Consider the following 24,513-nt stretch of genomic DNA (forward strand, 5'->3'; position numbering starts at 1 on the left):
GACCAGACCTAAATCTTAGGCCAGACACGGAATCTACAGGAGCACGCCATGAAATCTCTTCCCTTAGGCAAAACCGGCCTGATGACCTCTCCCATCGTGTTCGGCGGCAACGTCTTCGGCTGGACGGCGGACGAGCCGCTCAGCTATCGCCTGCTCGATCAGATGGTTGAGGCCGGACTGAACACCATCGACACCGCCGATGTCTATTCCCGCTGGGCCGACGGCAATTCGGGTGGCGAGAGCGAGACGGTCATCGGCAACTGGCTGGCGGCCAATCCCGGCAAGCGCGACAGCGTCGTGCTGATCACCAAGGTCGGCTCGGACATGGGGGGCGAGGGCGAAAAGGGCCTCAAGGCCGCCTGGATCGAAAAGGCGGTTGAGAACTCGCTGTCGCGCCTCAAGACCGATGTGATCGACCTCTACCTCTCGCACTGGCCCGATGAAGACACCTCGGACGAGGAAACCCTGACCGCCTTTGACGCGCTGCTGAAGGCCGGCAAGGTCCGTGCCATTGGCACCTCGAACCGCGACCGCGCGCAGATGGAGCGTGCCGCCAAAGCCGCCGCCGATGCGGGCCTGCCCCGCTATGACGTGCTGCAGCCCGAATACAACCTCCACGCCCGAGGCACGTTCGAGGGGCCGCTGGCCGACTACTGCATCGACAACGACATCGGCGTGATCACCTATTTCTCGCTCGCGTCGGGCTTTCTGTCGGGCAAGTACCGCAGCCAGGATGATGTCAGCGGCGAACGTGCCCGCATGGTCGGCAAATACCTCGACGACCGGGGCATGCGAATCCTCGCCGCACTGGACGCAATCGCGGCCGACACGGGCGCGACACAGGCCGAGATCGCCCTCGCCTGGCTGCGCCAGAAACCCGGTGTCACGGCTCCGATTGCCTCGGCGACGAAACCCGCCCAGCTCGACAGCCTGATCAAGGCCGCGACGCTGGATCTGTCGGACGAGGCGATGGCGGCGCTCGACGCGACGCTCTGAGCCCGCACAGGGGCGAAAAAGCCACCCTTTCTGCGTGGCAGCGAGGGGTATGGGGAATTGAATTGACCCCCATGCCCCTCTCTGCCATTCAGGTCTTCCAGAGGCAGCAGGACATGCAGACATGAAGGTCATCATCTGCGGAGCCGGACAAGTGGGCTGGCAGATTGCCCGCCATCTTTCGGGCGAAAACAACGATGTTACCGTTGTGGACAACAATCCCGACCTGGTCCGCCGCGCAACAGATACGCTCGACGTGCAGGGCATTGCAGGCTTTGCCTCCTATCCCGATATTCTTGAGCGCGCCGGCGCGCGCGACGCCGATATGATCATCGCCGCGACCTTCTCGGACGAGGTAAATATGGTGATCTGTCAGGTCGCGCATTCGGTGTTTTCGGTGCCGCGCAAGATCGCCCGGCTGCGCGCGCGCTCCTACCTCGATGCGATCTATTCCGACCTCTACCGCCGCGATCACATGCCCATCGACGTCGTGATCTCGCCCGAGCTTGAGGTGGCCGAGGCCGCTTTGCAACGTCTTGCCGCGCCCGCCGCCTTTGACGTGGAGCAGTTCCTTGACGGCAAGGCGCAACTGCTGGGCATCACGATTGACGACGATTGCCCTGTGGTCAACACGCCGCTGCGCCAGCTGACGGACCTGTTTTCGACCCTGCGCGCGGTCGTTGTCGGCATCCGCCGCGAAGGCCGCCTGTTTGCCCCCGATCCCAACGACCAGATCTTTCCACAGGACGAATGCTATGTCTGCGCCCATACCGATGACATCTCGCGCACGCTTGAGGTCTTCGGCAAGACCAACCGCCAGCAGGAACGCGTTGTCATCGTCGGTGGCGGCAATGTCGGCCTGACCGTCGCCAAGGCGCTTGAGGAAAAGGGCCGCCGCATCCGCGCCAAGGTGATCGAGAAGAACCGCAAATGTGCCGAACTCGCCGCTGACGCGCTGGAACGCACGATCGTGCTGAACGGCGACGGCCTTGATTCCGCGCTGCTGGCCGAGGCCGGGATTGGTCGCGCCGATGCCATCCTTTGCGTCACCGACGATGACAAGACCAACATGCTGACCGCCGTGCGCGCCAAATCCCTTGGCTGTCCGATGGCGATTGCCCTGATCAACGATCCCACGCTGGTGCCCCTGCTCGGCCCGCTCGGGATCGACGCCTATATCAACCCGCGTTCGACCACCGTGTCCTCGATCCTGCGCCACATCCGCCATGGCCGTGTGCGCGGCGTCTATTCCATCGGCGACGCCGAGGCCGAGGTGATCGAGGCCGAAGTCCTGTCGACCTCGCCGATGACCGGCAAGATGATCCGCGACATCGCCTTCCCCGAAGGTGTGCTGGTCGGCGCCGTGATGAAGGACGGCAACGTGATCAGGCCAAGCGCGGATATGGTGATCGACGAAGGCGACACCATCGTGATCTTCGCCCTCGCCAACGACGTGCCAGAGGTGGAGCGGCTGCTGCAAGTCTCCATCGACTACTTCTAGGGCCCGGCTCGCAGCATATGCGCAAGCCAATCCATAACACGATCGAAGGGTTGCCGCTGTTTCTGGTGCTCTTCGTCTTCCTGTCGGTGTCGATGCTGCTGCCCGCCGCCGTGGCTCTGGTGCAGGAGGAATTCCTGACCGCGCGCAACTTCTTTTATACCTCGCTGCTGGGCACCTCCGGGGCGGTTCTGGTGGCTGTGGCGCGCGGCAATCGCCCCTTCCTGATCACCGGGCGCACCGACCTCTATGCGCTGCTGTCGCTGTTTGCGGCCTTCCTGCTGCTGCCGGTCCTGCTGGCCCTGCCGTTCTGGGAAAGCCTCAAGGACACCCGCTTCGTCAATGCCTACGCCGAGATGGTCTCCTGTTTCACCACCACCGGCATGACCTTTTTCGACGATCCCCGTCGCCTCACGGCCCCGCTGCACCTCTGGCGCGCTCAGGTCGGCTGGATGGGCGGTTTCCTGATCTGGGTGGCGGCCGCCGCCGTCATGGCCCCCCTCTCGCTCGGCGGGTTCGAGGTGACGGCAGCCGGGCGCGAACAGGGCGACACCCGCATCGACCGGTTTCAGCGCGCGGGCGTCATCCGCCGCATGGTGCGCGGCAGCGTCCACCTCGGGCCGATCTACGTCGGGCTGACCGGCACGCTCTGGGTCGCGCTGCTGATCGCGGGCGACAAGCCGCTGGTGGCGCTGACCCATGCGATGTCGACGCTCTCCACCTCCGGGATCTCGCCGATTGGTGGCACGCAGAACGCCGCCTCGGGCGTCTCGGGCGAAATCGCCATTGCCCTGTTCATGCTCTTCGCCCTGTCGCGGGTCGCATTTTCGTCCGACACCGTCACTTCGCGCATCGGCTTGCACCGCGATCCTGAATTCCGCATGGGCCTCGCCATCGTCATCGCCGTGCCGCTGCTGCTGTTCCTGCGCCACTGGATCGCCGCTTTTGACGTCGACTCGGGCGAGGATATCTGGCTCGGCTTCGGCGCGCTCTGGGGCAGCATGTTCACCGTACTGTCGTTCCTGACGACGACCGGCTGGGAAAGCACCCACTGGGACACCGCGCAGGCCTGGTCGGGCCTGTCGACCCCCGGCATGATCCTCATGGGCCTCGCGATGATCGGCGGCGGCGTCGCCACCACGGCGGGCGGCGTCAAGCTGCTGCGCGTCTACGCGCTATACCTCAACGGCAAGCAGGAGCTTGAGCGTCTGGTCCATCCCTCCTCGGTCAGCGGCACCGGCATCGCCGGGCGTCGCATCCGCCGCCACGGGGCGTTCCACGCCTGGGTCTTCTTCATGCTCTTCGCGCTCAGCCTCTCGGCTTCCATGGCGCTGCTGGCCCTGTTCGGCATCAACTTCGAGCAGGCCACGGTGCTGGCCGTCGCGGCGCTCTCGAACACCGGCCCCGTCACGATCCATGGCGGAGCCGAGCCGATTGCCACCGCTTTTCTGCCCGCCGGCGCCAAGATGGTGCTCAGCGGCATCATGATTCTGGGCCGCCTGGAGCTGCTGGCGATCATCGCCCTGTTCAACCCCGATCTGTGGCGCGATTGACGAAAAGCGACCCAAGGGTCAACATTGCGGTTTAGGGGGGTTTAAACTTGCCCGCCGGCACTCCATAATCATGAAAAGATCTGAAAAGCCGCCACCGGCAATTAACAAGAAAAAAAGGCTTAGCGAGAATGGCTTCCGACAGACAGAACCTCCAGGATGCTTTCCTGAATCACGTCCGCAAAACCAAGGTTCCGGTCACCATCTTCCTGATTAACGGCGTCAAGCTGCAGGGTGTGATCACCTGGTTCGACAATTTCTGTGTGCTGCTGCGCCGCGACGGCCAGGCACAGCTGGTTTACAAGCACGCAATTTCCACGATCATGCCGTCGCAGCCGATCTCTCTCTATGAAGGCGAAGACAACAATTGATCCCGCATGAGGCAGCGTCGACACGCGCCTTCGTGATCCACCCCGACATGCGGCGCGATGATACGCGCCACGCTCCGATCTATGCTCTGGGCGAGGCCACAAGCCTTGCCCTCGCATTGCCGGGGCTTGAAGTCGTTGGCTCCGAAGTCGTCCGTCTGGCCACCCCGCAGCCGAAAACCCTCTTCGGCTCGGGCAAAGTACTCGAACTCAAGGCCATGTTCGCGGCCGCCGAGGCCGAGCTGGTCCTGATCGACGGACCCGTCAGCCCCAAGCAGCAGCGCAATCTGGAAAAGGCCTGGAACGTCAAGATCCTCGACCGCACCGGGCTGATCCTCGAGATCTTCTCGGACCGCGCCCGCACGCGCGAAGGCGTGCTGCAGGTGGAAATGGCAGCACTGTCCTATCAGCGCACGCGCCTCGTGCGCGCCTGGACCCACCTTGAGCGTCAGCGTGGCGGCCTCGGCTTCGTCGGTGGCCCCGGCGAAACCCAGATCGAGGCGGACCGTCGTGCCATCGACGAACAGATCATCAGCTTGAAACGCCAGCTCGGCAAGGTCGTGCGCACGCGCGAGCTGCACCGCGCCGGGCGCGCCAAGGTGCCCTTCCCGATCGTCGCGCTCGTCGGCTACACCAACGCCGGCAAATCGACCCTGTTCAACCGGCTGACCGGTGCCGATGTGCTGGCGAAAGACATGCTCTTTGCCACGCTCGACCCGACCATGCGTCGCGTCAAGCTCGATACCGGTGCTGAGATCATCCTCTCCGACACCGTGGGCTTCATCTCCAACCTGCCGACACAGCTCGTCGCCTCCTTCCGCGCCACGCTGGAAGAGGTGCTCGAGGCCGATCTGGTGCTGCACGTCCGCGACATCTCGCACCCCGAGACGGAAGAGCAGAAGGCCGACGTCGAGGATATCCTCTCTAACCTCGGCATGCCCGAACACATCCCGGTGCTGGAGCTCTGGAACAAGATCGACCTGCTGGGCGAAGAAAAGGCCCATGCCCTCGCCCTGCGCGCGGAACGCGAAGAGGGCGTGCTCGCGATCTCCTCGATCACCGGGTTCGGCCTGCCACGCCTTCTCGAAATGGTCACGACGACCCTGGATTCCGAGCGCCACGAGACAACACTGACGCTGGCCTTCAGTGCCGGACGCGAACGCGCCTGGCTGTTTCGCGAAGGTGTCGTGCAAGCCGAGCGCCAGACAGAAGAGGCCACCGAAGTCGATGTCCTCTGGACAGCGCGCCAGTCAGCGCGGTTCCGCGACCTCTGACACGAGTCCTCTATTGGTTTCCCTGTCTTGAAATATCCCCGCCGGAGGCCTGGTCCGGCAGAGCCGGACCAGATCTTGCCTGGGTCGCAAATGGCGCGATGCGCCATCGCTTCGCGGAGGATATTTGCAACAGGGAAACCGAAAAGGAAGGTCTCAGCGGGCAGAACTCTCCGCCTTTTTTTCCCATCGCCCCGAATCCTCGGACCAATAGACGGCGGCGCAGCCAGCGCCGGTGAGTGTTTTCCACTGGTTGCGGGCATGGGCCACGGCCTCGGGGTCGGTGCCGTCGAAGAGGATGCAGGTGCGTTTTGCCGCCGTGACCTCTTCTGCGCTCAGGGCGGCGCCGTCGATGCTCATCACGCAGTCGGGATCATTTGCCGCCACGCCGAGGGTCAGCAGGATCGGCTGCAGCTCGGGGTGCGGGTCCTTGTCCTGGCCGTGGGGCAGAAAATCCTCGTCCCGCCCGAGCCACAGTTTCTGATCCAGCCAGTCGAGCCGGTCAGCATCCTGACCGCGCACCGCGACGCGCCAGCCCGCACCAATGGCGCGGGGCAGCAGGCTTTGCAGGGCCGTGTCCACCGAGGAAAACGTCAGGTGGTAGAAATAGACCTCGCCCATGGCGGCCGCCCTCCGCTCAGGCCTCGAACCCGTCCTGCACCAGACGGTTCAGCGCCATCACGCCCCAGCCGGTGGCCCCCGCAGGCGCCGTTGCCGTCTCTCCCTTGACCGAGGCGACCCCGGCGATGTCGAGGTGGATCCAGGGCGTCTCGTCCTTGACGAAGCGTTTGAGGTATTGCGCGGCGACGATCGCGCCACCGGGCCGGCCGCCGACGTTCTTCATGTCCGCGATGCGGCTTTTCAGCGTGTCGTCATAGGCCTGGCCCATCGGCAGGCGCCAGGCGCCTTCGCCCTCGGCCCCGGCCGCCTTGAGGAAGGCATTGCACAGCGGATCGGAGTTGGAGAACACCCCGGCATTCTCATGCCCCAGGGCCACAATGCAGGCGCCGGTCAGCGTTGCGAGGTCGATCATCGCCTTGGGCTGGAACCGTTCCTGCGCGTACCACATCACGTCGCAGAGCACGAGGCGCCCCTCCGCATCGGTGTTGATCACCTCGACCGTATCGCCCTTCATCGTCGTCACCACGTCGCCCGGGCGCACCGCATTGCCCGACGGCATGTTCTCGACGATCCCGACGATGCCGACGACTTTGGCGGGGGCCTTGCGCAGCGCCAGCGTCTTCATGGTGCCCGCCACAGTGCCCGCGCCGCCCATGTCCATCGTCATGTCCTCCATGCCGGCCGCGCCCTTCAGCGAGATACCGCCCGTATCGAAGACCACGCCCTTGCCGATCAGCGCCAGCGGCGCCTCGTCCGGGGCGCCGCCCTTCCAGTGCATCACCACCACCTTGGAGGGGCTGTCAGAGCCCTGCCCGACCGCCAGCAGCGCGCCCATCCCCAGCTCGCGCAACTGATCTTCGACCAGGATCTCGATCTCGATCCCGAAAGAGGACAGCTCGGCCAGCAGGTCGGCGAAATGCGTCGTGGTCAGAACATTGGCCGGGGCATTGATCAGATCGCGGGTGAAAAAGACGCCCGATGCGATGGCCTCAAGCGCGGTCATGTCAACCTCGGGTTTCGAGCACATCACGGTGACAGCGCCCTTCGCCGGGGCCTTTTCGGTCTTTTGCGCATCATAGTCATAGGCGCGCAGCATCATCCCCAGAGCCAGCTCGTTCGGGGTGTTGAGATTGCCGGCCAGCACCAGGGCGCCCTCTGCCCCAACGGTCTTGGCCAGTTTCGCGCCGGTCTTGCGCAGCAGGGCCGTCTCGGCGCGTCGCGGCAGCAGCACCACGTCCAGCGCCTCGGCCACCAGACCCTGCGGCCAGGCAAGGGTGATCACATCGCCGGCTTTCTTCTTGGCAAAGCTCTCGGCCTCGGTCAGGCGGGCCAGTGCGCCCCGGGTCAGCTTGTTGACGCGCCGCGCCACCACCGACAGCCCGCCTTCGGGATCGATGACCACAGCGACGCGTCCCTTCCGGGTCGCGATGGCGTCTAGGTCGGTCTCGGCAAAGGTCAGCGCCAGGGGTTGGGTCACGGGGGTCACTCCTCGAAATCAGAAATTGCGCGCTTGGCGAGGCCTGCGGACAGGCCGGCCCCGCGCTGTTTGAGCGGGAGGCTACCGCCTTGGCCAGCCATTGACCAGATTGCAGTTTTCCCGCCCCGCCAAACCCGCTAGAGTGACCTGCACCGCCTGCCAGAGTGCAGGACGCACCGTGCCATGGGCCAGCCCCCTGCGCCGGATAAAACATAACTGCACTCGGGGGATATGCGTGCCACGATTCGACAGATACCTGCTGTCGCAACTGATGACGCTGTTCGCCTTCTTTGCGCTCGTCCTTGTTGCGATCTACTGGATCAACAGCGCCGTGCGTCTGTTCGACCAGCTGATATCGGACAATCAGTCGAGCTGGGTGTTTCTCGAATATACCGCGCTGACCCTGCCCAACGTCATCCGCAACACGCTGCCGATGTCGGTCTTTGCCGCTGCCGTCTATGTGACCAACCGTCTGTCGGGCGACAGTGAGCTGGTGGTCATGCAGGCCACCGGGTTTTCGCCCTGGCGGCTGGCGCGTCCGGCGCTGATCTTCGGGCTGATCACGACGATGATGATGATGGTGATGACAAACTACCTCGTGCCCGCCAGCCAGCAGCAGATCCAGCGCCGCAACCACGAGATCGCGCAGAACGTCACCGCCCGCCTGCTGAGCGAGGGCAGTTTTCTGCATCCCTCGGCCGGTGTCACCTTCTATATCCGCGCCATCGACGAAGACGGCACGCTGCACGACGTCTTCCTGTCCGACCGCCGCACCCCGCTGGAGCCGCAGACCTATACCGCCGCGCGCGCCTATATCATCAACGCCAACGATGATCCCGACGGCGTGCCCGAGCCGAAGATGGTCATGGTCGATGGTCTGGCGCAGGACTTCCACAGTGAAACCGGCAAGCTCTTCACCACGCATTTTCAGGATTTCTCCTATGATATCGGCGGGCTGGTGAACGCCTCGGATTACCTCGGCGTCTCGCTGCGCACTGCCCCCACCTGGCAGATGATGACCCAGCCCGAGGCGATTTCCAAAGTGACCGGCGACCAGATCGGACGAATCGTGCAGGAAGCCCATGGTCGCGTCACCCAGTCCCTGCTCTGCATCGTCGCCGCGCTGATCGGCTTTTCGGCGCTGCAGATCGGCGGGTTCAGCCGCTTCGGGGTCTGGAAGCAGATCATCTTCGCAATCCTGCTGCTGGTCATCGTCAAATTTGCCGAAGGTGTGGTGACGGGCCCTGTGCGCAAGAATGCCGTGCTCTGGCCGCTGCTCTATCTGCCGGTCGTCCTCGGTCTGGTCATGTCGGTGCTGCTGCTGTGGTGGGCCGCGCGTCCCCGCCGCCCCCGACGCCGCGCCCGCATGGCCGAGGTTGCCGCATGATCCTGCACCGCTACTTTGCCCGCCGGTTTCTGCGCGCCTTCCTCGGCATCTTTGCCGTGTTCTTCCTGCTGACCGGCATGATCGACCTCGTCGAACAGATGCGCAAACTCTCCAACGTAGATGTCAGCCTAGGCCGCGTGCTGGAGCTGGTGCTGCTCAATATCCCCAAGGGGATCTACGACATCCTGCCGCTGATCATGATCCTGGCGACGCTGGCGCTGTTTCTGACCCTGGCGCGCAGCTCCGAACTGGTCGTGGTGCGCGCCGCCGGGCGTTCGGCGCTGCACACGCTGGTGTCGCCGCTGATCGTCGCCTTTGTGATCGGCGTGCTGACGGTCGCGGTGCTGAACCCCATCGTCGCCTCGACCAGCACCCGCTATACCGATCTCTACGAGAAATACCGCTCCGGCGGGGCCGACACCCTGTCGCTCTCCGCCGAAGGGCTCTGGCTGCGTCAGGGCGGCGACGAGGGGCAGACCGTGATCCGTGCCGCCCGCGCCAATCCGCAGGCGACCGAGCTTTACGACGTCACCATGCTGACCTATGCGCCGCAGACCCCGACCGGCGGTGGCGGCCCGGTGCGCCGGATCGAGGCCGCAAAGGCGCAGCTGGTCCGCGGTGCCTGGGCGCTGCAGGACGTCAAGATCTGGCCGCTGGAAAATGGCGTCAACTCCGAGGCAGGCTCGCAGCAGATGGCCACCTATGAGCTGCCCTCGACCCTGACCGAGGAACGCATCCGCGACAGCTTCGGCGAACCCTCCGCCATCCCGATCTGGGAACTTCCTGCCTATATCGCGCAATTGGAACAGGCGGGCTTTTCGGCGCGCCGCCACTCGGTCTGGTTCCAGATGGAGCTGGCCCGGCCGCTGTTTCTGGTCGCCATGGTGATGATCGCTTCGGCCTTCACCATGCGCCCGGCGCGCTTTGGCAAAACGGGCGAGGCCGTCACCGCGACGATCCTGCTCGGATTCACCCTTTATTACATCCGCAATTTCGCGCAGGTGCTGGGAGAGAACGGTCAGATTCCGATCCTTCTGGCCGCATGGGCCCCGCCGGTGGCGTCGGTCCTGCTTGCAATTGGTATCCTGTTACAGATGGAGGACGGCTGATGCCGACCCCCCGCACTGCTCTGAAATCCGAACTCCGCAGGCCGCTGGCGCTGCTGCGCAGGCTCGCCTGTGCCACGGCGCTCAGTGCGCCGGCCTTCTGCGCCGCCACGCTGCTGCCGCTCGCCGCACAGGCACAGGCACAGGCCCAAGGTCAGGCAGAGACCCGCGACGACGCCGTGCTGATTGCCGACCGGGTCTATCTCGACGGGCGCAAGCGCATCATCGCCGAGGGCAATGTCGAGGCGCTGCAGGGCACCTCGCGGCTGCGTGCCGCCCGCGTCGTCTATGATCAGGACACCGAAGAGCTGACGCTGGAAGGCCCGATCACCCTGACCGAGGAATCCGACACCCCCGGCGGCCCGGTCAATACCGTGGTGCTGGCGGATTCGGGTGCTCTGGACCGCGACATGCGCAACGGCCTGCTGAACGGCGCGCGCATGATGCTGGACCAGCAGGTGCAGATCGCCGCCACGCAGCTGTCGCGGGTCGAGGGGCGCTACTCCCAGCTCTACAAGACCACCGTTTCCTCCTGCCACGTCTGCAGCGAGGACAGCTCGCCGCTCTGGCAGATCCGTGCCAGCCGCGTCGTGCACGACAATGTTGAACGCCAGCTCTACTTCGACAATGCGATTGTCGAGATCAAGGGCGTGCCGGTGCTCTACCTGCCGCACCTGCGCCTGCCCGATCCGACACAGCGCCGCGCCACCGGCCTGCTGCTGCCCTCGATCGAGCGGAATTCGCTGCTCGGCACCGGGCTCAAGCTGCCCTATTTCATCAATATCGACGATCAGCGCGACCTGACTCTGACGCCCTATATCTCGTCCGAAACCACCACGCTGGAATACCGCTACCGGCAGGCCTTCTCAAATGGCGCGCTCTCGTTCAGCGGCGCGCTCTCAAAGGATAACCTGCGCCCCGGTGCCCTGCGTGGCTATGTCGAGGCGGCGGGCAAGTTCTATCTGCCCCGCGATTTTGAGCTGAAGTTCAATGTCGAGGCCGTCGGCGACGACGCCTATCTCAACAACTACAGCTATTCCGACAAGGACCGCCTCAAGAGCCAGGTCTCGGTAGAGCGGGCCGAGCGCGATGAATGGAACCGCGCCGCACTGACCTTCTACCACTCGATGCGCACGACCGAGGATAACGCCACCATCCCCTCGACCATCGGCGATGCGAATTATGAAAAGAGGTTGTTTCCCAGTCAGTTGGGCGGCGAACTTCGCCTTGCTTTCGATCTGCACGGGCACTTCCGGTCCTCCGATCAGGACATCGACGGGCCCGATACCGACACGATCACCGACGGCCGCGATGTCACCCGCATGACGGCGACGGCGAACTGGCTGCGCACCTGGACCCTGCCGATGGGCGTGCGCGCCGAGGTGCTGGGCGGCGTCGCCATCGACAATTTCCGCACCCAGCAGGACAGCGCCCTGCCGTCCAGCCAGACCGGGGTCACCCCGACGACCGCCATCACCCTGCGCTGGCCGCTGCAAAAGGTCAGCGCCTCGGGCACGACGCAGGTTCTGGAGCCGGTCGCCCAGATCGCCTGGTCCGGTGGTCACGCGCTCGACATCGCCAATGACGAATCCACCCGTCCCGAGCTGGACGAGGGCAACCTGCTCTCCCTGACCCGCTTTGCCTCGCCCGACCGGCGCGAACGCGGGTTGCGCGGCGCCTATGGCCTGCAATGGAGCCGCTTCACCCCCTCCGGCTGGCAAAGTCAGCTGGTGCTCGGTCAGGTGGTTCAGGATCACCCCGATTCCGCGATGACCCGGTCCTCGGGCCTGCAGGAGACCTTCTCGGATCTGCTGGTGGCCGGTCAGATCCAGACGCCCGGCGGCTTCTCGATCACGGCGCGCGGTCTGTTTGACACCGAGTTCCAGACCAACAAGGCCGAGGGGCGCGCCGCCTGGTCGTTCAGCCGCACCTATCTCGCGGCCTCCTACATCTGGCTGGGGCCGGATGCGGTGGAAGAACGCCCCGACGTCCTGTCGGAATGGGCGCTGAGCGGCTCCTATCAGGTGACGCCGAACTGGGGCACATCGGCGAATATCCGCTATGATATCGCGTCGGATTCTCCCGCTGCCGCTGGCCTTGGCATCACCTATGTGAATGAATGTGTGGACGTCGCCCTGTCTGTTAGCCGCAGTTTTACCTCCTCCACCGTGGTGACACCCTCGACCGCCTTCGCCTTCACCGTCGGTCTGCGCGGCTTTTCCGCAGGCTCCGCGGGCGGGCCGATACAGGGTCAATGCAGGAACTGATTGAGACCGGGACACAAAACGATATAGAAAGACCGCGAAACACAGGCTCCTTTCCCTCCCGGACCGGGGCTTGGACACCATCGCAAGACCCATAGGCACGCAGCCGACACCAAGGCCCAAGGGGCAGATTCAGACCCTACAGCCGGTGTCGCCCGGCCCCCCCGCCGACCGACAGGCAAGATCGAAGACAGGCAGAGATGACAATGACCAACCGCCCGTATATCCGCCCTGCGCAGCACCCCACCAGCCGGCACTGGCTGCGCGGCATGACCACGGCGCTGCTTGTCGGGATGACCGCAGTGACCAGCACCGCCATTCCCGCCGCGGCGCAAAGCTTTGGCCCCGCGATCCGCGTCAACGACAAGGTCATCACGCAGTATGAGATCGACCAGCGCGTCCGCCTGCTGCAACTTCTCAACGCCCCCGGTGATCCGCGCGCGCTGGCCCGCGATCAGCTGATCGAAGACCGCCTCAAGCTCGGCGCGACCGAACAGTTCGGCGTCAAGACCGACGAGGCCGCGATTGCCGATGGCATCAAAGAATTCGCCGGACGCGCCAATATGGAGCCCGATGCCTTCCTTGCCGCAATTGCCCGCGATGGCGTCTCCAAGCAGACCTTCCGCGACTTTATCGCCGCCGGTGTCGCCTGGCGCACGCTGATCCGTGGCCGCTATGGCAACAAGGTCGAAATCTCCGAAGGCGACGTCGACCGCGCCATTGCCAGTCAGGCCAATGTCGGCGGCGTGCGGGTGCTGATCTCCGAGATCTTCATTCCCACCGCCCAGGACCCGGCACAGGCTCAGGCGCTGGCAAACCAGATCAGCCAGATCCGCTCGGTCTCGGAGTTTTCCTCCGCCGCCATGAAATATTCCGCCGCCTCGACCCGCGACAATGGCGGCAAGGTCGACTGGATGGACATCACCAGCCTGCCGCCCACCTTGCAATCGGTGCTGATGGGCCTCTCCACCGGTCAGGTCTCGCAGCCGCTGCCGGTCGATGGCGCGCTGGCGCTGTTCCAGCTGCGCGGCATGCAGGAAACCACCGCCGCCAAGGTCAGCTACTCTGCCATCGACTATGCGATCTACTACATCGACGGGGGCCGCACCCCCGAAGCTCTGGGCCGCGCCAAGCAGATCACCGACAAGATCGACACCTGCGATGATCTCTACGCTGTCGCCAAGGGTCAGCCCGAACAGGTGCTGGCGCGCGAAACCAAGGCCCCCGGCGAGATCCCGCAGGACATCGCGATCGAGCTGGCCAAGCTCGACGACAACGAGACCTCCGTCAACCTGACCGCCAACAACGGCCAGACGCTGGAGCTGGTGATGCTCTGTGGTCGCACCCCCTCGAACGCGCCCGAAACCGAGGATGGCAAGGTCAACCGCGCCGAGATCGTGACCCAGCTGCAGAACCGCCGTCTGGCCTCCTATGCCGATGGCTACCTCGCCCAGCTGCGCGCCGAAGCGCGTATTGTCGAGTAACGCATGGCAACCATCGACGGCCTGCCGCCCCTGCGTGATGTCATCAACACGCATGGGCTCTCTGCGCGCAAATCTCTGGGGCAGAACTTCCTGCTCGACCTCAACCTCACCGCCAAGATCGCCCGGCAAGCCGGCGATCTGACGGGCTGTGATGTGCTGGAGGTTGGCCCCGGTCCCGGCGGCCTGACCCGAGGCCTGCTGTCCGAGGGCGCGCGCCGCGTGCTGGCGATCGAGAAAGACCGCCGCTGCCTGCCCGCTCTGGCCGAAATCGCGGATCACTACCCCGGTCGCTTGCAGGTGATTGAGGGCGACGCGCTCGAAATCAACCCGCTGGCCTATCTGACGCCGCCGATCCGCATCTGCTCGAACCTGCCCTACAATGTCGGGACCGAGCTGCTGGTGCGCTGGCTGACGCCGCCGGAGTGGCCGCCCTTCTGGCAGAGCCTGACGCTGATGTTCCAGCGCGAAGTGGCCGAGCGCATCGTCGCCACCCCCGGCTCCAAGGCCTATGGCCGTCTGGCGCTGCTGGTCTCCTGGCGGGCCGAGGCGCGTATCGCGATCAATCTGCCCCCCGAGGCCTTCACGCCGCCGCCCAAGGTCTCCTCCGCCGTGGTGCACCTGACAGCCCTGCCCGAGCCGCGCTATCCCGCCGATCCCAAGGTGCTGGAGCGTGTTGTCGCGCAGGCTTTCAACCAGCGTCGCAAGATGCTGCGCGCCGCGCTGAAAGGTCTGGTCCCGGATCTGGAGGATCGTCTGATCGCCTCCGGCATCCAGCCCACCGACCGCGCCGAAACCGTTGGCCTTGAACAGTTCTGCGCCCTTGCGCGCAACGTCAAAGCCAGCTGAGCCGGTCTCACGCAGGCGACCCCAAACTATCGGCAGACACGAAAAAGGCGGCTCTGAAACAGAGCCGCCTTTTTTCATCTCTCACCGGGTCCCGAGGTTACTCGGCGGCGGTCTTGTTGCTGTCGTCCGAGGAGGCATCCGTGCTCGCGTCGCCAGCGTCCTGCTGCGCAGGCTCAACCGGCTTCTTGGCGCGGGGTGCGCGTTTGCGCGGTGCGGGCTTTTCGCTGTTCTCCGGTGTTTCCACCAGCATCGAGCTGTTCTCGTCCGAAGTGTCGATCACATCGTCCGGCACGGTATTGCGGGCCCGTGTGCGACGCGGTGTTTTCGCCGGTGCAGCAGCCTCTTCCGTATGGACGGCAGGCTTGCGGTTGCTGCGCGGACGGCTTGGCTTGTCCTGCTGGGTCGACGCCGGAGCCTGATCGGTGGTTTCTACCGCACGCTCCTGCTGAACAGTCTCAGCGCGCGTGTCGTCGTTGCGCTGGTTGTCCTGCCGACCATGATCCTGACGGGGCGCGTCCTGACGATTGCCGTCATGCTGCGGCGCGTTGTCCTGCCGGGTATACTCGCCCCGGCTGTCGTTGCGCCCGTTGCCATCGCCACGCGAGCTGTCGCGGTTGCCATTGTCGCGATTGTTATCGCGGTTCTGGTTGTCCCGGTTCTGAGTGTCGCGGTTCTGGTGATCCCGGTTCTGGTTGTCCCGGTTGCCATTGTCGCGAGACTGATTGTCACGGTTCTGAGTGTCGCGACTGTTGTTGTCACGCCCCTGATCATCCCCCTGACCCGAGTGGCCATTGCCGTCACGGTCCTGACGATTGCCGCCATTGCCGTTGCCGTTCTGACTCCCGTTGCCGTTCTGGCCGCCACGGTCATTGTTGGTCTGACGCTGGCGGTTGTCCTGATCCTGCTGCTGGCGCTGGTCCAGCTCGCGCTGTGCCTCGGCCAGCATGCGCAGATAGTGCTCTGCGTGCTGCTGGAAGTTTTCAGTGGCAACCCGATCACCGGACAGCTGAGCGTCACGCGCCAGCTGGTTGTACTTGTCGATGATCTGTTGCGGCGTGCCGCGCACCTTGCCCTCAGGCCCCGACGAATCGAAGACGCGGTTGGTGATATTGCCGACGGTGCGGCTGCGGGACTTGCTCCGCGAGCGTGATTTAGAAGATCTCATAAGGTCTGCTGTCCAGCCTTGTTCTCTTAAGCTGCCTATTCGCCCCTGCAACGCCTCATTGCGTCGTAAGCGGGGGGGTCGGCTCTTGTCTGGCTTGGTATCTGGGGGGAGAGCTAAACAATGAGCTTCCGCGTCCCGGATACGTTCGACTAACCATGCCGAAGCACAAAAGACAAGAGGGAACTGACAGTTTTAGGCAGATTTCCAAATTTTCAATGACACATCCCAGATATTCATTTGTGAACATCACCCGGGGCTTGCACCGCTCCTGAGGGCACTGACCACCCTGTCCTTGCCGCCGAGGTCGCTGTGCACCTGCACCTGCGCCAGTCCAGCGTCGCGAAAGATCTGCTGCACCGCCGGGCCCTGCTGCCAGCCGATCTCGACCAGCAAGCGGCCACCATTGCGCAGATGCCGCCCCGCGCCCGCCGCAATCACCCGGTACGGCGACAGCCCGTCGCCGCCCGGCGTCAGCGCCATGCGCGGCTCATGCAGCACTTCGGGCGACAGCTCCGCCATCTCCGCCTCCGAGATATAGGGCGGGTTCGACACGATCAGATCAAACGCCCCCTCGATCGCGTCAAACCAATCCGACAGCACGAAAGAGGCGCGCGCCGCCACCCCCAGATCCGCCGCATTGCCCGCCGCCACCTGCAAGGCAGCCGGCGACAGATCGGCACCGACCCCGGTGGCCTCGCCCCGCTCCGCCAGCAATGTCAGCAGCACACAGCCCGAGCCGAGCCCCAGATCCAGCACATCGCGAAACGGCGCCTGCAGGGCCTGTTCGATCAGTGTCTCGGTCTCGGGCCTGGGGTCGAGCACATCCGCGCTGACCTGAAACGCCCGGCCATAGAACAACCGGCTGCCGGTGATATGGGACAGCGGCTCACGCGCCGCGCGCCGCGCCACCAGAGCCGCAAACTCCGCCTCCTGCGCCGCGCTCAGCCCTGCGGGCATGTCGACCACCAGCCGTTCCGCCGCGATCCCCAGCAGATGCGCCAGCAGACGGCGGGCATCGCGCATCGCGTCCTCGACCCCCGCCGCGCGCAGCCGCACCGAGGCATCGCGCAGAATCAGCCCGGTCGGCGTCACCCCGCCGCCTCGGCCAGCAGCGTCGCCTGATGGTCGGCAATCAGCGCATCGATCACCTCGTCCAGATCGCCCTGCATCACCTGATCCAGCTTGTAGAGCGTCAGGTTGATCCGGTGATCCGTCATGCGCCCCTGCGGGAAGTTATACGTCCGGATCCGCTCCGAACGATCCCCGCTGCCCACCTGCGCCCGCCGGTCGGCCGAGCGCGCGTCATCCGCCTTCTGCCGCTCCATGTCGAACAGCCGGTTGCGCAGCACCTGCATGGCAATCGCGCGGTTCTGGTGCTGGCTCTTCTCGGCCGAGGTCACGACAATCCCGCTTGGGATATGGGTGATCCGCACCGCCGAGTCGGTTGTGTTGACGTGCTGCCCGCCCGCGCCCGAAGCGCGCATGGTGTCGATACGGATGTCGTTGGCGTCGATCTTGATATCGACTTCCTCGGCCTCGGGCAGCACCGCCACCGTCGCCGCCGAGGTATGGATGCGCCCGCCGCTCTCGGTGGTCGGCACCCGTTGCACCCGGTGCACGCCGCTCTCGAATTTCAGCCGGGCAAAAACGTTGTCGCCCCGGATTGCCGCAGTCAGCTCCTTGATGCCGCCCAGCTCGGTCAGCTGCTGCTCGACGATCTCGAACTTCCAGCCGCGCGCCTCGCAGTAGCGCTGGTACATCCGCAGCAGATCCGCCGCGAACAGCGCCGCCTCGTCGCCGCCGGTGCCGGGCCGGATCTCGATCATCGCCGGGCGCGAATCAGCCGCATCCTTCGGCAACAGCGCCAGCTGCACCTCATGCTCCAGCCCGGGCAATTGCGCGCGCAGACCATAGAGCTCTTCCTCGGCCAGCGCCTTCATTTCCGGATCGGCCAGCATCGCCTCGGCTTCGCGCAGCCCCTCGATCAGCGCCTGATAGCGGCGCACCGCCTCAACCACCGGCTTCAGCTCGGCATATTCGCGCGACAACGCAGCGAAGTCGCCGCCGCCGGCGGACATTTTCGCTTCCAGATATTCATATCGGCCCGTGATGAGGGCTAGCCTGTCTTCCGAAATCATGGCGCGACCTGTCCATGATCATCGCGCCTTGGTCAAGCCCCGCGCGGGGGCTGGAGGCCGCTCAGCGCTGCGGCTGCGCCAGCCCGCTCTGCCACTGCGCAAGCCGCGCGGCGTTGACGCCAAAGTCCTTCTCGCCAAACCGCTGTCGCGCCCAGAGCGTCAGCACATCGCCCTGCTGCTGCGCCGTGGTGTAGTCGGGAAAGCCCATCACCTTGGAGCGCGTCACCCAGGTCATCATCCCCGCCTCGACACTGCCCGCCAGAACACTGGTGCGCGGCGTCGCGGCGGCCACCGCGCTCAACCGCGCCAGACCATCCGGCCCGGCATCGATGCTGAGGCGCGCGCCCTTGCTGGCGGTTTCGGGCATCTGGTTCCAGACCTCAGGGTCCGAGGGCGCCAGACGCACCCAAAGCCCCAGCCCGACAGCGGCCACGACGATCAGCAACGCGAGGATGGACAGAAACCGCATGGGGATACCTCTCAGATGTTCTTCGCCATGGCGTGGTTTGCCCCCGTCACGCCCCTCAAATGGGGTCGCAGAAGGTCAAAACCGCACCGTTCACTTACCGTCGCAATACCGACCGGATACCGACATCCCGATCTGGCGGTTTTTCGGTCTCAGACGCCCTCGCGCCGGGTCCAGCACCACAGCGCAATGATCTCCATCGCGACATGCGCGCCAGCGATCGCCGTCGCCCCGGTCGTGTCAAACGGCGGCGAGACTTCGACGATATCGCCACCCTGCAGATTGACCCCTGCAATGCCGCGTAAAATCGCCGCCGCCTGCGCACTGGAGAGGCCGCCCCACACCGGCGTCCCCGTGCCCGGCGCGAACGCAGGGTCGAGGCAATCGATGTCGAAACTCAGGTAAGCGGGCCTGTCCCCGACGATTTCACGTATCTTTTCGGCGGTCTTTTTTGGACCGATTTCATGCACTTGCGGGGCGTCGATAATGTTCATACCCCAAGTTTCGTCATTGACGGTGCGGATGCCGATCTGCACGCTGGTCGCCGGGTCGATCAGACCCAGCTTGATGGCCTTGTAGAACATGGTGCCGTGGTCGATCCGGCTCATGTCATCGTCCTGCCAGGTGTCGGAGTGGGCATCGAAGTGGATCAGCGACAGAGGCCCGAACTTCTCCGCGTAAGCCTTTAGAATCGGGAAGGAAATATAGTGATCCCCGCCCAGAACAACGCTGCCGGCCCCTTGGTTGAGGATGCCTTGGATATGCGCGGTCAGGGTGTCGGGAAAGTCCGCGACCTTGGCATAATCGAACGCCAGATCGCCATAATCCGCGATGGCAAACTCTCCCAGCGGATCAAACCCCCAGCCATAGGGCGGATCATAGGGTTGCAGGGTCGACGCCTCGCGGATCGCCCGCGGCCCCAGACGTGTGCCGCTGCGATTGGTCACCGCCTGATCGAAGGGCACCCCCGTCACCGCAAGGTCGAACCCGCTGAGGTCTTTGGTATAGCGCCGCCGCAGGAAACTGGTGGCGCCACCGAAGGCGTTCTCGAAGCTGGCGCCACGTGAGCTATCACGGGTAAACGCCTGATCAACTTGTGTTTTCGCGTCTTCCAAAGCCATGCTTCAAGCCTCCTCAACCTGCTTCAGTGACCGCTCAAGCGGCAGCGCGGTCTCCACAAGCCGGGCAAAAAAGCTGGCCCCGACGGGCGCGATGCGGTCGTTGAAATCGTATTTCGTCTGATGCACAGCGGCCGTGTCGCCTTGCCCGATGAACAGGAAAGCGCCGGGCCGCGCATTCAGCATGAACGAGAAATCCTCGGCCCCCATCTCTCGTCCCTGATCCCAGAAGACCATGCCAGGCCCCGAGATTTCCCGAGCGATATCAGCGGCAAAGGCCGCACGCTCGGGGTTGTTGACCGTCGCCGGATACCAGCGTTCGTAGATCAGTTCTGCCTCGACCCCATAGGCCGCCGCCTGACCCTTAACGATCTCGTTCAGGCGTTTTTCGACCATATCCTGCACTTTGGGATCATAGGTGCGGATGGTGCCATTGATATAGGCAGTCTCCGGTATGACGTTCTCGGCGCTGCCAGTGTGGATCTGAGTGATCGAAATCACCAAGTCTTCCAATGGGTTATGGTTGCGCGTGATGATATTCTGGATCGCCGTGACCATGCCGATGACCGCTGGAATCGGGTCGCGGGTTTCCTGAGGAGTGGCGGCATGCCCCCCCACGCCCTTGATATGGATATGCAGCGTATCGACCGCCGCCATGATCGGCCCCGGCGTGGTCATGAACGACCCCTCGGGCAACCCCGGCGCATTGTGCAGCGCATAGACCTCTGAGACGTCAAAGCGGTCCATGATCCCGGCCTCGACCATCCGACCTCCGCCGCCGCCATCCTCTTCTGCAGGCTGAAAGATCAGCGCCACGCGACCGGAAAATTTCCGTGTCTCTGCAAGGTACTTGGCTGCTCCAAGCAACATCGAGCTATGACCGTCGTGACCGCAGGCGTGCATCCGCCCGGGCGTCACAGAGGCGTATTCAGCGCCGGTTTCTTCCTGCATCGGCAGCGCATCCATATCGGCACGCAGCGCGACAGTGGGGCCGCTACCCTGCCCGTTCACGATCGCGACGATGCCGGTTTTTGCGATGCCTTCATGAATCTCATCAACGCCGAATTCGCGCAGACGCTCGGCAATGAAACGCGCAGTTTCATGGCATTCAAAGCCCAGTTCCGGGTTGGCATGGATGTGTTTGCGCCAGCCCTCCATCTCAGAGGCCAGGCCGGCAATTCTGTTCACCACGGGCATCGGCTGGACTCCTTCTCATGCTGCCGTCAGGGTGCACAAAAGCTGAAACCGAGAGGGGCTGCAATGCCTGACACGCGCCAAGATCCGATCCACGACGTTCCCGCGGGCCTTCCCCGCCTTCTGCAGATCATGCGCCGGTTGCGTGATCCCGAAACCGGCTGCCCCTGGGACATCGAACAGGATTTCGCCTCGATCGCGCCCTATACAATTGAGGAAGCCTATGAGGTCGCCGACGCCATTGAGCGTGACGCCATGGGAGAGCTGGAGGGCGAGTTGGGTGACCTCCTCCTTCAGGTGATTTTCCACGCGCAAATAGCTGAAGAGAAAGATATTTTCGATTTTGACAGTGTTGCGGAACGGGTCGCGCAGAAGATGATCAGCCGGCATCCGCATATCTTTGGCACCGAGAGCCGCGACAAGAGCCCGGAGCAACAGACCGTCGACTGGGAGCGGATCAAGGCCGCAGAGCGTGCCTCGAACAAAGAGACACGCGTTCTTGATGGCGTCGCCATGGGCCTGCCAGCCCTGATGCGCGCGGTTAAGTTGCAAAATCGTGCAGCGCGTGTCGGCTTCGACTGGCCAGACGCCGCCAATGTTCTGGACAAGATCGTCGAGGAAGCAGCCGAGCTGGTCGAAGCCCGCGATGAGCTGACGCAGGCCGAGGTTGAGGAAGAATATGGTGACCTGTTGTTTGTCATGGCCAATCTCGGGCGCCATCTGAAACTGGATCCCGAGCAGGCCCTGCGAAATGCAAATGCCAAATTCACACGTCGTTTCAACATGATCGAGGACGCTCTTGCAGTAGACGGCAGAAAGCCGCAGGACAGTGACCTTGCCGAGCTTGACGCTCTGTGGGATCAGGCCAAACTGCAGGAAAAAGTGGCGCAGTAAGCTGCCGCTGTCCTCACACTTCAATCCGGCAGATGCTCTGCCCCTTCAAGCCGACAGGAAGACCGCCATGTCCGCCACGCGCTATACCACCCTCCTCCTTGCCCCGCTCGCGCTTGGGGTCGTCCCAGCCTTCGCTGATGACGTGAACCTCTATTCCTATCGCCAGCCGGAGCTGATTGCCCCGCTGGTCGAGGCTTTCACCAAGGAAACCGGGATCAACGTCAACGTCGCGTTTCTTGAACAGGGCATGGTTGAGCGTCTGAAGGCCGAGGGCGATCGCTCCCCCGCGGATCTGGTGCTGACGGTTGATATCGCGCGCCTTTCGGCCATTGTCGACGCAGGCGTCACGCAGCCCATCGAAAGCGCCCTGCTCGAAGAAAAGGTGCCGGCCGCCTTCCATGATCCGAAAGGTCATTGGTGGGGGCTGACCAGCCGCGCGCGCATCGTTTATGCCAGCAAGGAGCGCGTCGCCGATGGTGAGGTCACGACTTACGAGGATCTGGCCAATCCGAAATGGCAGGGCCGCATCTGCACCCGGTCGGGGACGCACCCCTATAATATCGCGCTGACCGCCGCCTATTTGCATCACCACGGCGAAGACGAGACCAAGCAGTGGCTCACGGCGCTGAAATCAAATCTGGCGCGCAAGCCGCAGGGCAATGACCGCGCGCAGGTCAAGGCGATCTGGGCGGGCGAGTGCGATATCTCGATCGGGAACACCTATTATCTGGGCGAAATGCTGGCCGATCCCACAGAACGCGCTTGGGCCGAGACCGTACGCCCGGTTTTCCCGACTTTTGAGAACGGTGGCGCACACGTGAATATCTCGGGCATCGCGATGACGAAATCCGCGCCCCACAAAGAGAATGCACTGAAATTCGTCGAATTTCTGGTCTCTCCTGAGGCGCAGCAGATCTATGCCAACGCCAATTATGAATACCCCATCGTTCCCGGTGTCGACCCCGCGCCTCTGGTGAAAAGCTGGGGGGATTTCACACCCGATGACGTCAACCTGATCGAACTGGCCAAACTGCGCCCCGATGCGTTGCGTCTGATGGAAGAGGTTGATTTCGACGGCTAATCGCGTCACGAGCGGGGCACGCATCGTTTCGGGTTCGCGCGGCCCTGCTTCTGCAGGCTGCCCGAACCCGAGGGATTTCCGCCGGTCCCCTCTGCCCCCATGGACATTGCACCGGGGGCGCGCCACATTCGCCGCGATTTCGACACAGGAGTGCCCATGGCCCGCAAGATCATCATCGACACAGACCCCGGGCAGGATGATGCCGTGGCAATCCTTCTGGCACTGGCCAGCCCTGACGAGATCGAGGTGCTCGGACTCACCGCCGTCGCCGGGAATGTCCCTCTCGCGCTGACGGAAAAGAACGCGCGCATCACCTGTGAGCTGGCAGGCCGCCCTGACATCAAGGTCTTTGCAGGCTGCGACAAACCGCTGGGCCGGGTGCTGGTCACCGCCGAGCATGTGCATGGTCAGACCGGGCTGAACGGCCCGGTACTGCCCGACCCGGAAATGCCCTTGCAGGCGCAACATGGCGTCGACTTCATCATCGACACGCTGCGCGCTGAGCCTGCAGGCACCGTCACCCTTTGCCCTCTAGGGCCTCTGACCAATATCGCGACGGCCTTTAATAAAGCCCCGGATATCATTGAGAAGGTTCAGGAAATCGTCCTGATGGGTGGCGCTTATTTCGAGGTCGGCAATATTACTCCCGCGGCCGAGTTCAACATCTATGTTGACCCACAGGCGGCGGAGATCGTCTTTCACTCCGGCGTGCCGCTTGTCGTCATGCCGCTGGACGTGACCCATAAGATTCTGGTGACCAAGGCCCGCAGCACACCACTGCGTGATCTCGGCACCAAGGTCGGCATCGCCGTGGCCGAGATGACCGATTTCTTTGAGCGTTTCGACGCTGAAAAATACGGCGCCGAGGGGGCTCCGCTGCATGACCCCTGCGTCACCGCCTACCTGATCAAGCCTGAGCTGTTCTCGGGGCGCTACATCAACGTCGAGATTGAGACGCAGTCCGAACTGACCATGGGCATGACCGTTGCCGACTGGTGGCGGGTCAGTGATCGTGCACCGAATGCAATGTTCATGGGCGATGTCGATGCCGATGGCTTCTTTACCCTGCTGACGGAGCGGCTGGCCCGACTATGACCACTTCATTGCATTTGGCGAATGCGGCGGACCTTGAGCGGCTTCTGCCAATGGTGCGCGCCTGCCACGAAGAGCTCGGCTATGCGTTGCTCACCCCCGAGGCGCTGAGCGAGTCCGTCTTGCCCCTGTTGGAGGGCGATCCGCATGGCGCGATCTATATCATTGGCCCGTACCGTGCGCCGATTGGCTATGCCGCACTGTCCTTTGGCTGGTCGCTGGAGTTTGGTGGCCTGGATGGCAGCGTGCAGCAGATCTGGATCCGTCCGGGTGTGAGGGGCCGCGGAATTGGCACCGAGGTGCTCTCCTCGATCCCCCGTGCGCTTGCGCAGGCTGGTTTGACGGCGCTTCATCTCGAGGTCAAACGCGGCGACGAAAAAACCCGCCGCCTGTATCACCTCAGCGGGTTTCGCGCCCGCGACGATTATATGCTGATGTCACGGCGCTTCTGACTGGTTTTCGCGGGTCTCTGGCAATTCACATCGCGCCCACCTAGGTTA

At 63.9% G+C, this 24,513-nt stretch carries 21 protein-coding genes and 1 pseudogene; 14 read left to right on the forward strand and 8 right to left on the reverse strand.

Annotation, left to right across the window (positions count from 1 at the left end; genetic code table 11):
- The first annotated feature begins 48 nt into the window (after positions 1-48).
- From F3W81_RS04975 to hflX, 5 genes are all read left to right on the forward strand, one after another.
- Complete coding sequence (locus tag F3W81_RS04975; RefSeq protein WP_193082545.1) at positions 49-996, forward strand: aldo/keto reductase; 948 nt, start codon at positions 49-51, stop codon at positions 994-996.
- Positions 997-1,117: 121 nt separating this feature from the next.
- Complete coding sequence (gene trkA / locus F3W81_RS04980; RefSeq protein ID WP_193082546.1) at positions 1,118-2,494, forward strand: Trk system potassium transporter TrkA; 1,377 nt, start codon at positions 1,118-1,120, stop codon at positions 2,492-2,494.
- Between the two features lie 17 nt (positions 2,495-2,511).
- Positions 2,512-4,044 (forward strand): TrkH family potassium uptake protein, encoded by a 1,533-nt coding sequence (locus F3W81_RS04985; RefSeq protein WP_193082547.1) that lies wholly within the window; start codon positions 2,512-2,514, stop codon positions 4,042-4,044.
- Between the two features lie 128 nt (positions 4,045-4,172).
- Positions 4,173-4,412, forward strand: coding sequence for an RNA chaperone Hfq (hfq, locus tag F3W81_RS04990; protein WP_193082548.1), 240 nt, complete (start codon positions 4,173-4,175; stop codon positions 4,410-4,412).
- Positions 4,412-5,683, forward strand: coding sequence for a GTPase HflX (gene hflX / locus F3W81_RS04995; protein WP_407692473.1), 1,272 nt, complete (start codon positions 4,412-4,414; stop codon positions 5,681-5,683). The genes hfq and hflX overlap by 1 nt, the downstream gene beginning before the upstream one ends.
- A 153-nt stretch (positions 5,684-5,836) precedes the next feature.
- Here the strand turns inward: hflX and F3W81_RS05000 are convergent, their stop codons facing one another.
- Entirely contained in the window at positions 5,837-6,301 is a 465-nt protein-coding gene (locus tag F3W81_RS05000; protein WP_193082550.1) for a DNA polymerase III subunit chi, read from the reverse strand.
- A gap of 16 nt (positions 6,302-6,317) precedes the next feature.
- Positions 6,318-7,778, reverse strand: a complete 1,461-nt coding sequence (locus F3W81_RS05005; RefSeq protein WP_193082551.1) for a leucyl aminopeptidase — start codon at positions 7,776-7,778, stop codon at positions 6,318-6,320.
- A 235-nt stretch (positions 7,779-8,013) separates the two neighbouring features.
- On the opposite strand from F3W81_RS05005, the gene lptF reads away from it, so the two are divergent.
- From lptF to rsmA, 5 genes are all read left to right on the forward strand, one after another.
- Complete coding sequence (gene lptF / locus F3W81_RS05010) at positions 8,014-9,165, forward strand: LPS export ABC transporter permease LptF (protein ID WP_193082552.1); 1,152 nt, start codon at positions 8,014-8,016, stop codon at positions 9,163-9,165.
- On the forward strand, positions 9,162-10,274 hold the full coding sequence (gene lptG, locus F3W81_RS05015; RefSeq protein WP_193082553.1) for an LPS export ABC transporter permease LptG: 1,113 nt from the start codon (positions 9,162-9,164) through the stop codon (positions 10,272-10,274). The genes lptF and lptG overlap by 4 nt, the downstream gene beginning before the upstream one ends.
- Complete coding sequence (locus F3W81_RS05020) at positions 10,274-12,538, forward strand: LPS-assembly protein LptD (protein WP_193082554.1); 2,265 nt, start codon at positions 10,274-10,276, stop codon at positions 12,536-12,538. The genes lptG and F3W81_RS05020 overlap by 1 nt, the downstream gene beginning before the upstream one ends.
- Before the next feature lie 203 nt (positions 12,539-12,741).
- Complete coding sequence (locus tag F3W81_RS05025) at positions 12,742-14,019, forward strand: peptidylprolyl isomerase (protein WP_226941864.1); 1,278 nt, start codon at positions 12,742-12,744, stop codon at positions 14,017-14,019.
- A gap of 3 nt (positions 14,020-14,022) precedes the next feature.
- The gene (gene rsmA / locus F3W81_RS05030) at positions 14,023-14,865 is read left to right on the forward strand and encodes a 16S rRNA (adenine(1518)-N(6)/adenine(1519)-N(6))-dimethyltransferase RsmA (RefSeq protein ID WP_193082555.1); all 843 of its coding nucleotides are present in this window, start codon (positions 14,023-14,025) and stop codon (positions 14,863-14,865) included.
- Positions 14,866-15,574: 709 nt separating this feature from the next.
- Here rsmA and F3W81_RS21115 read toward each other — a convergent pair.
- From F3W81_RS21115 to F3W81_RS05060, 6 genes and pseudogenes are all read right to left on the reverse strand, one after another.
- Positions 15,575-16,030, reverse strand: a pseudogene (locus F3W81_RS21115) (DUF4167 domain-containing protein); the annotation flags it as partial.
- A gap of 246 nt (positions 16,031-16,276) precedes the next feature.
- Positions 16,277-17,053, reverse strand: coding sequence for a peptide chain release factor N(5)-glutamine methyltransferase (gene prmC / locus F3W81_RS05040; RefSeq protein WP_264298910.1), 777 nt, complete (start codon positions 17,051-17,053; stop codon positions 16,277-16,279).
- 65 nt (positions 17,054-17,118) lie between these two features.
- Entirely contained in the window at positions 17,119-18,168 is a 1,050-nt protein-coding gene (gene prfA, locus F3W81_RS05045; RefSeq protein ID WP_193082557.1) for a peptide chain release factor 1, read from the reverse strand.
- Between the two features lie 61 nt (positions 18,169-18,229).
- Entirely contained in the window at positions 18,230-18,637 is a 408-nt protein-coding gene (locus F3W81_RS05050; protein WP_193082558.1) for a DUF1499 domain-containing protein, read from the reverse strand.
- Between the two features lie 149 nt (positions 18,638-18,786).
- A complete protein-coding gene (gene speB / locus F3W81_RS05055; protein ID WP_193082559.1) occupies positions 18,787-19,755 on the reverse strand; it encodes an agmatinase in 969 nt (322 codons plus the stop codon).
- A gap of 3 nt (positions 19,756-19,758) precedes the next feature.
- Positions 19,759-20,949, reverse strand: a complete 1,191-nt coding sequence (locus tag F3W81_RS05060; protein ID WP_193082560.1) for a M20 aminoacylase family protein — start codon at positions 20,947-20,949, stop codon at positions 19,759-19,761.
- Positions 20,950-21,012: 63 nt separating this feature from the next.
- On the opposite strand from F3W81_RS05060, the gene mazG reads away from it, so the two are divergent.
- The 4 genes from mazG (at position 21,013) to F3W81_RS05080 (ending at position 24,465) form a co-directional block, all read left to right on the forward strand.
- Positions 21,013-21,840 carry a nucleoside triphosphate pyrophosphohydrolase gene (mazG, locus tag F3W81_RS05065; RefSeq protein ID WP_193082561.1) on the forward strand — a complete coding sequence of 276 codons (828 nt, stop codon included), beginning with the start codon at positions 21,013-21,015 and terminating at the stop codon, positions 21,838-21,840.
- A 67-nt stretch (positions 21,841-21,907) separates the two neighbouring features.
- Complete coding sequence (locus tag F3W81_RS05070) at positions 21,908-22,921, forward strand: Fe(3+) ABC transporter substrate-binding protein (RefSeq protein ID WP_193082562.1); 1,014 nt, start codon at positions 21,908-21,910, stop codon at positions 22,919-22,921.
- Between the two features lie 156 nt (positions 22,922-23,077).
- Complete coding sequence (locus F3W81_RS05075) at positions 23,078-24,016, forward strand: nucleoside hydrolase (RefSeq protein ID WP_193082563.1); 939 nt, start codon at positions 23,078-23,080, stop codon at positions 24,014-24,016.
- Positions 24,013-24,465, forward strand: a complete 453-nt coding sequence (locus F3W81_RS05080) for a GNAT family N-acetyltransferase (RefSeq protein WP_193082564.1) — start codon at positions 24,013-24,015, stop codon at positions 24,463-24,465. The genes F3W81_RS05075 and F3W81_RS05080 overlap by 4 nt, the downstream gene beginning before the upstream one ends.
- Positions 24,466-24,513: the final 48 nt, after the last annotated feature.

It is taken from the genome of Pseudooceanicola spongiae (assembly GCF_014899185.1).
GTDB classification, from domain to species: domain Bacteria; phylum Pseudomonadota; class Alphaproteobacteria; order Rhodobacterales; family Rhodobacteraceae; genus Pseudooceanicola; species Pseudooceanicola spongiae.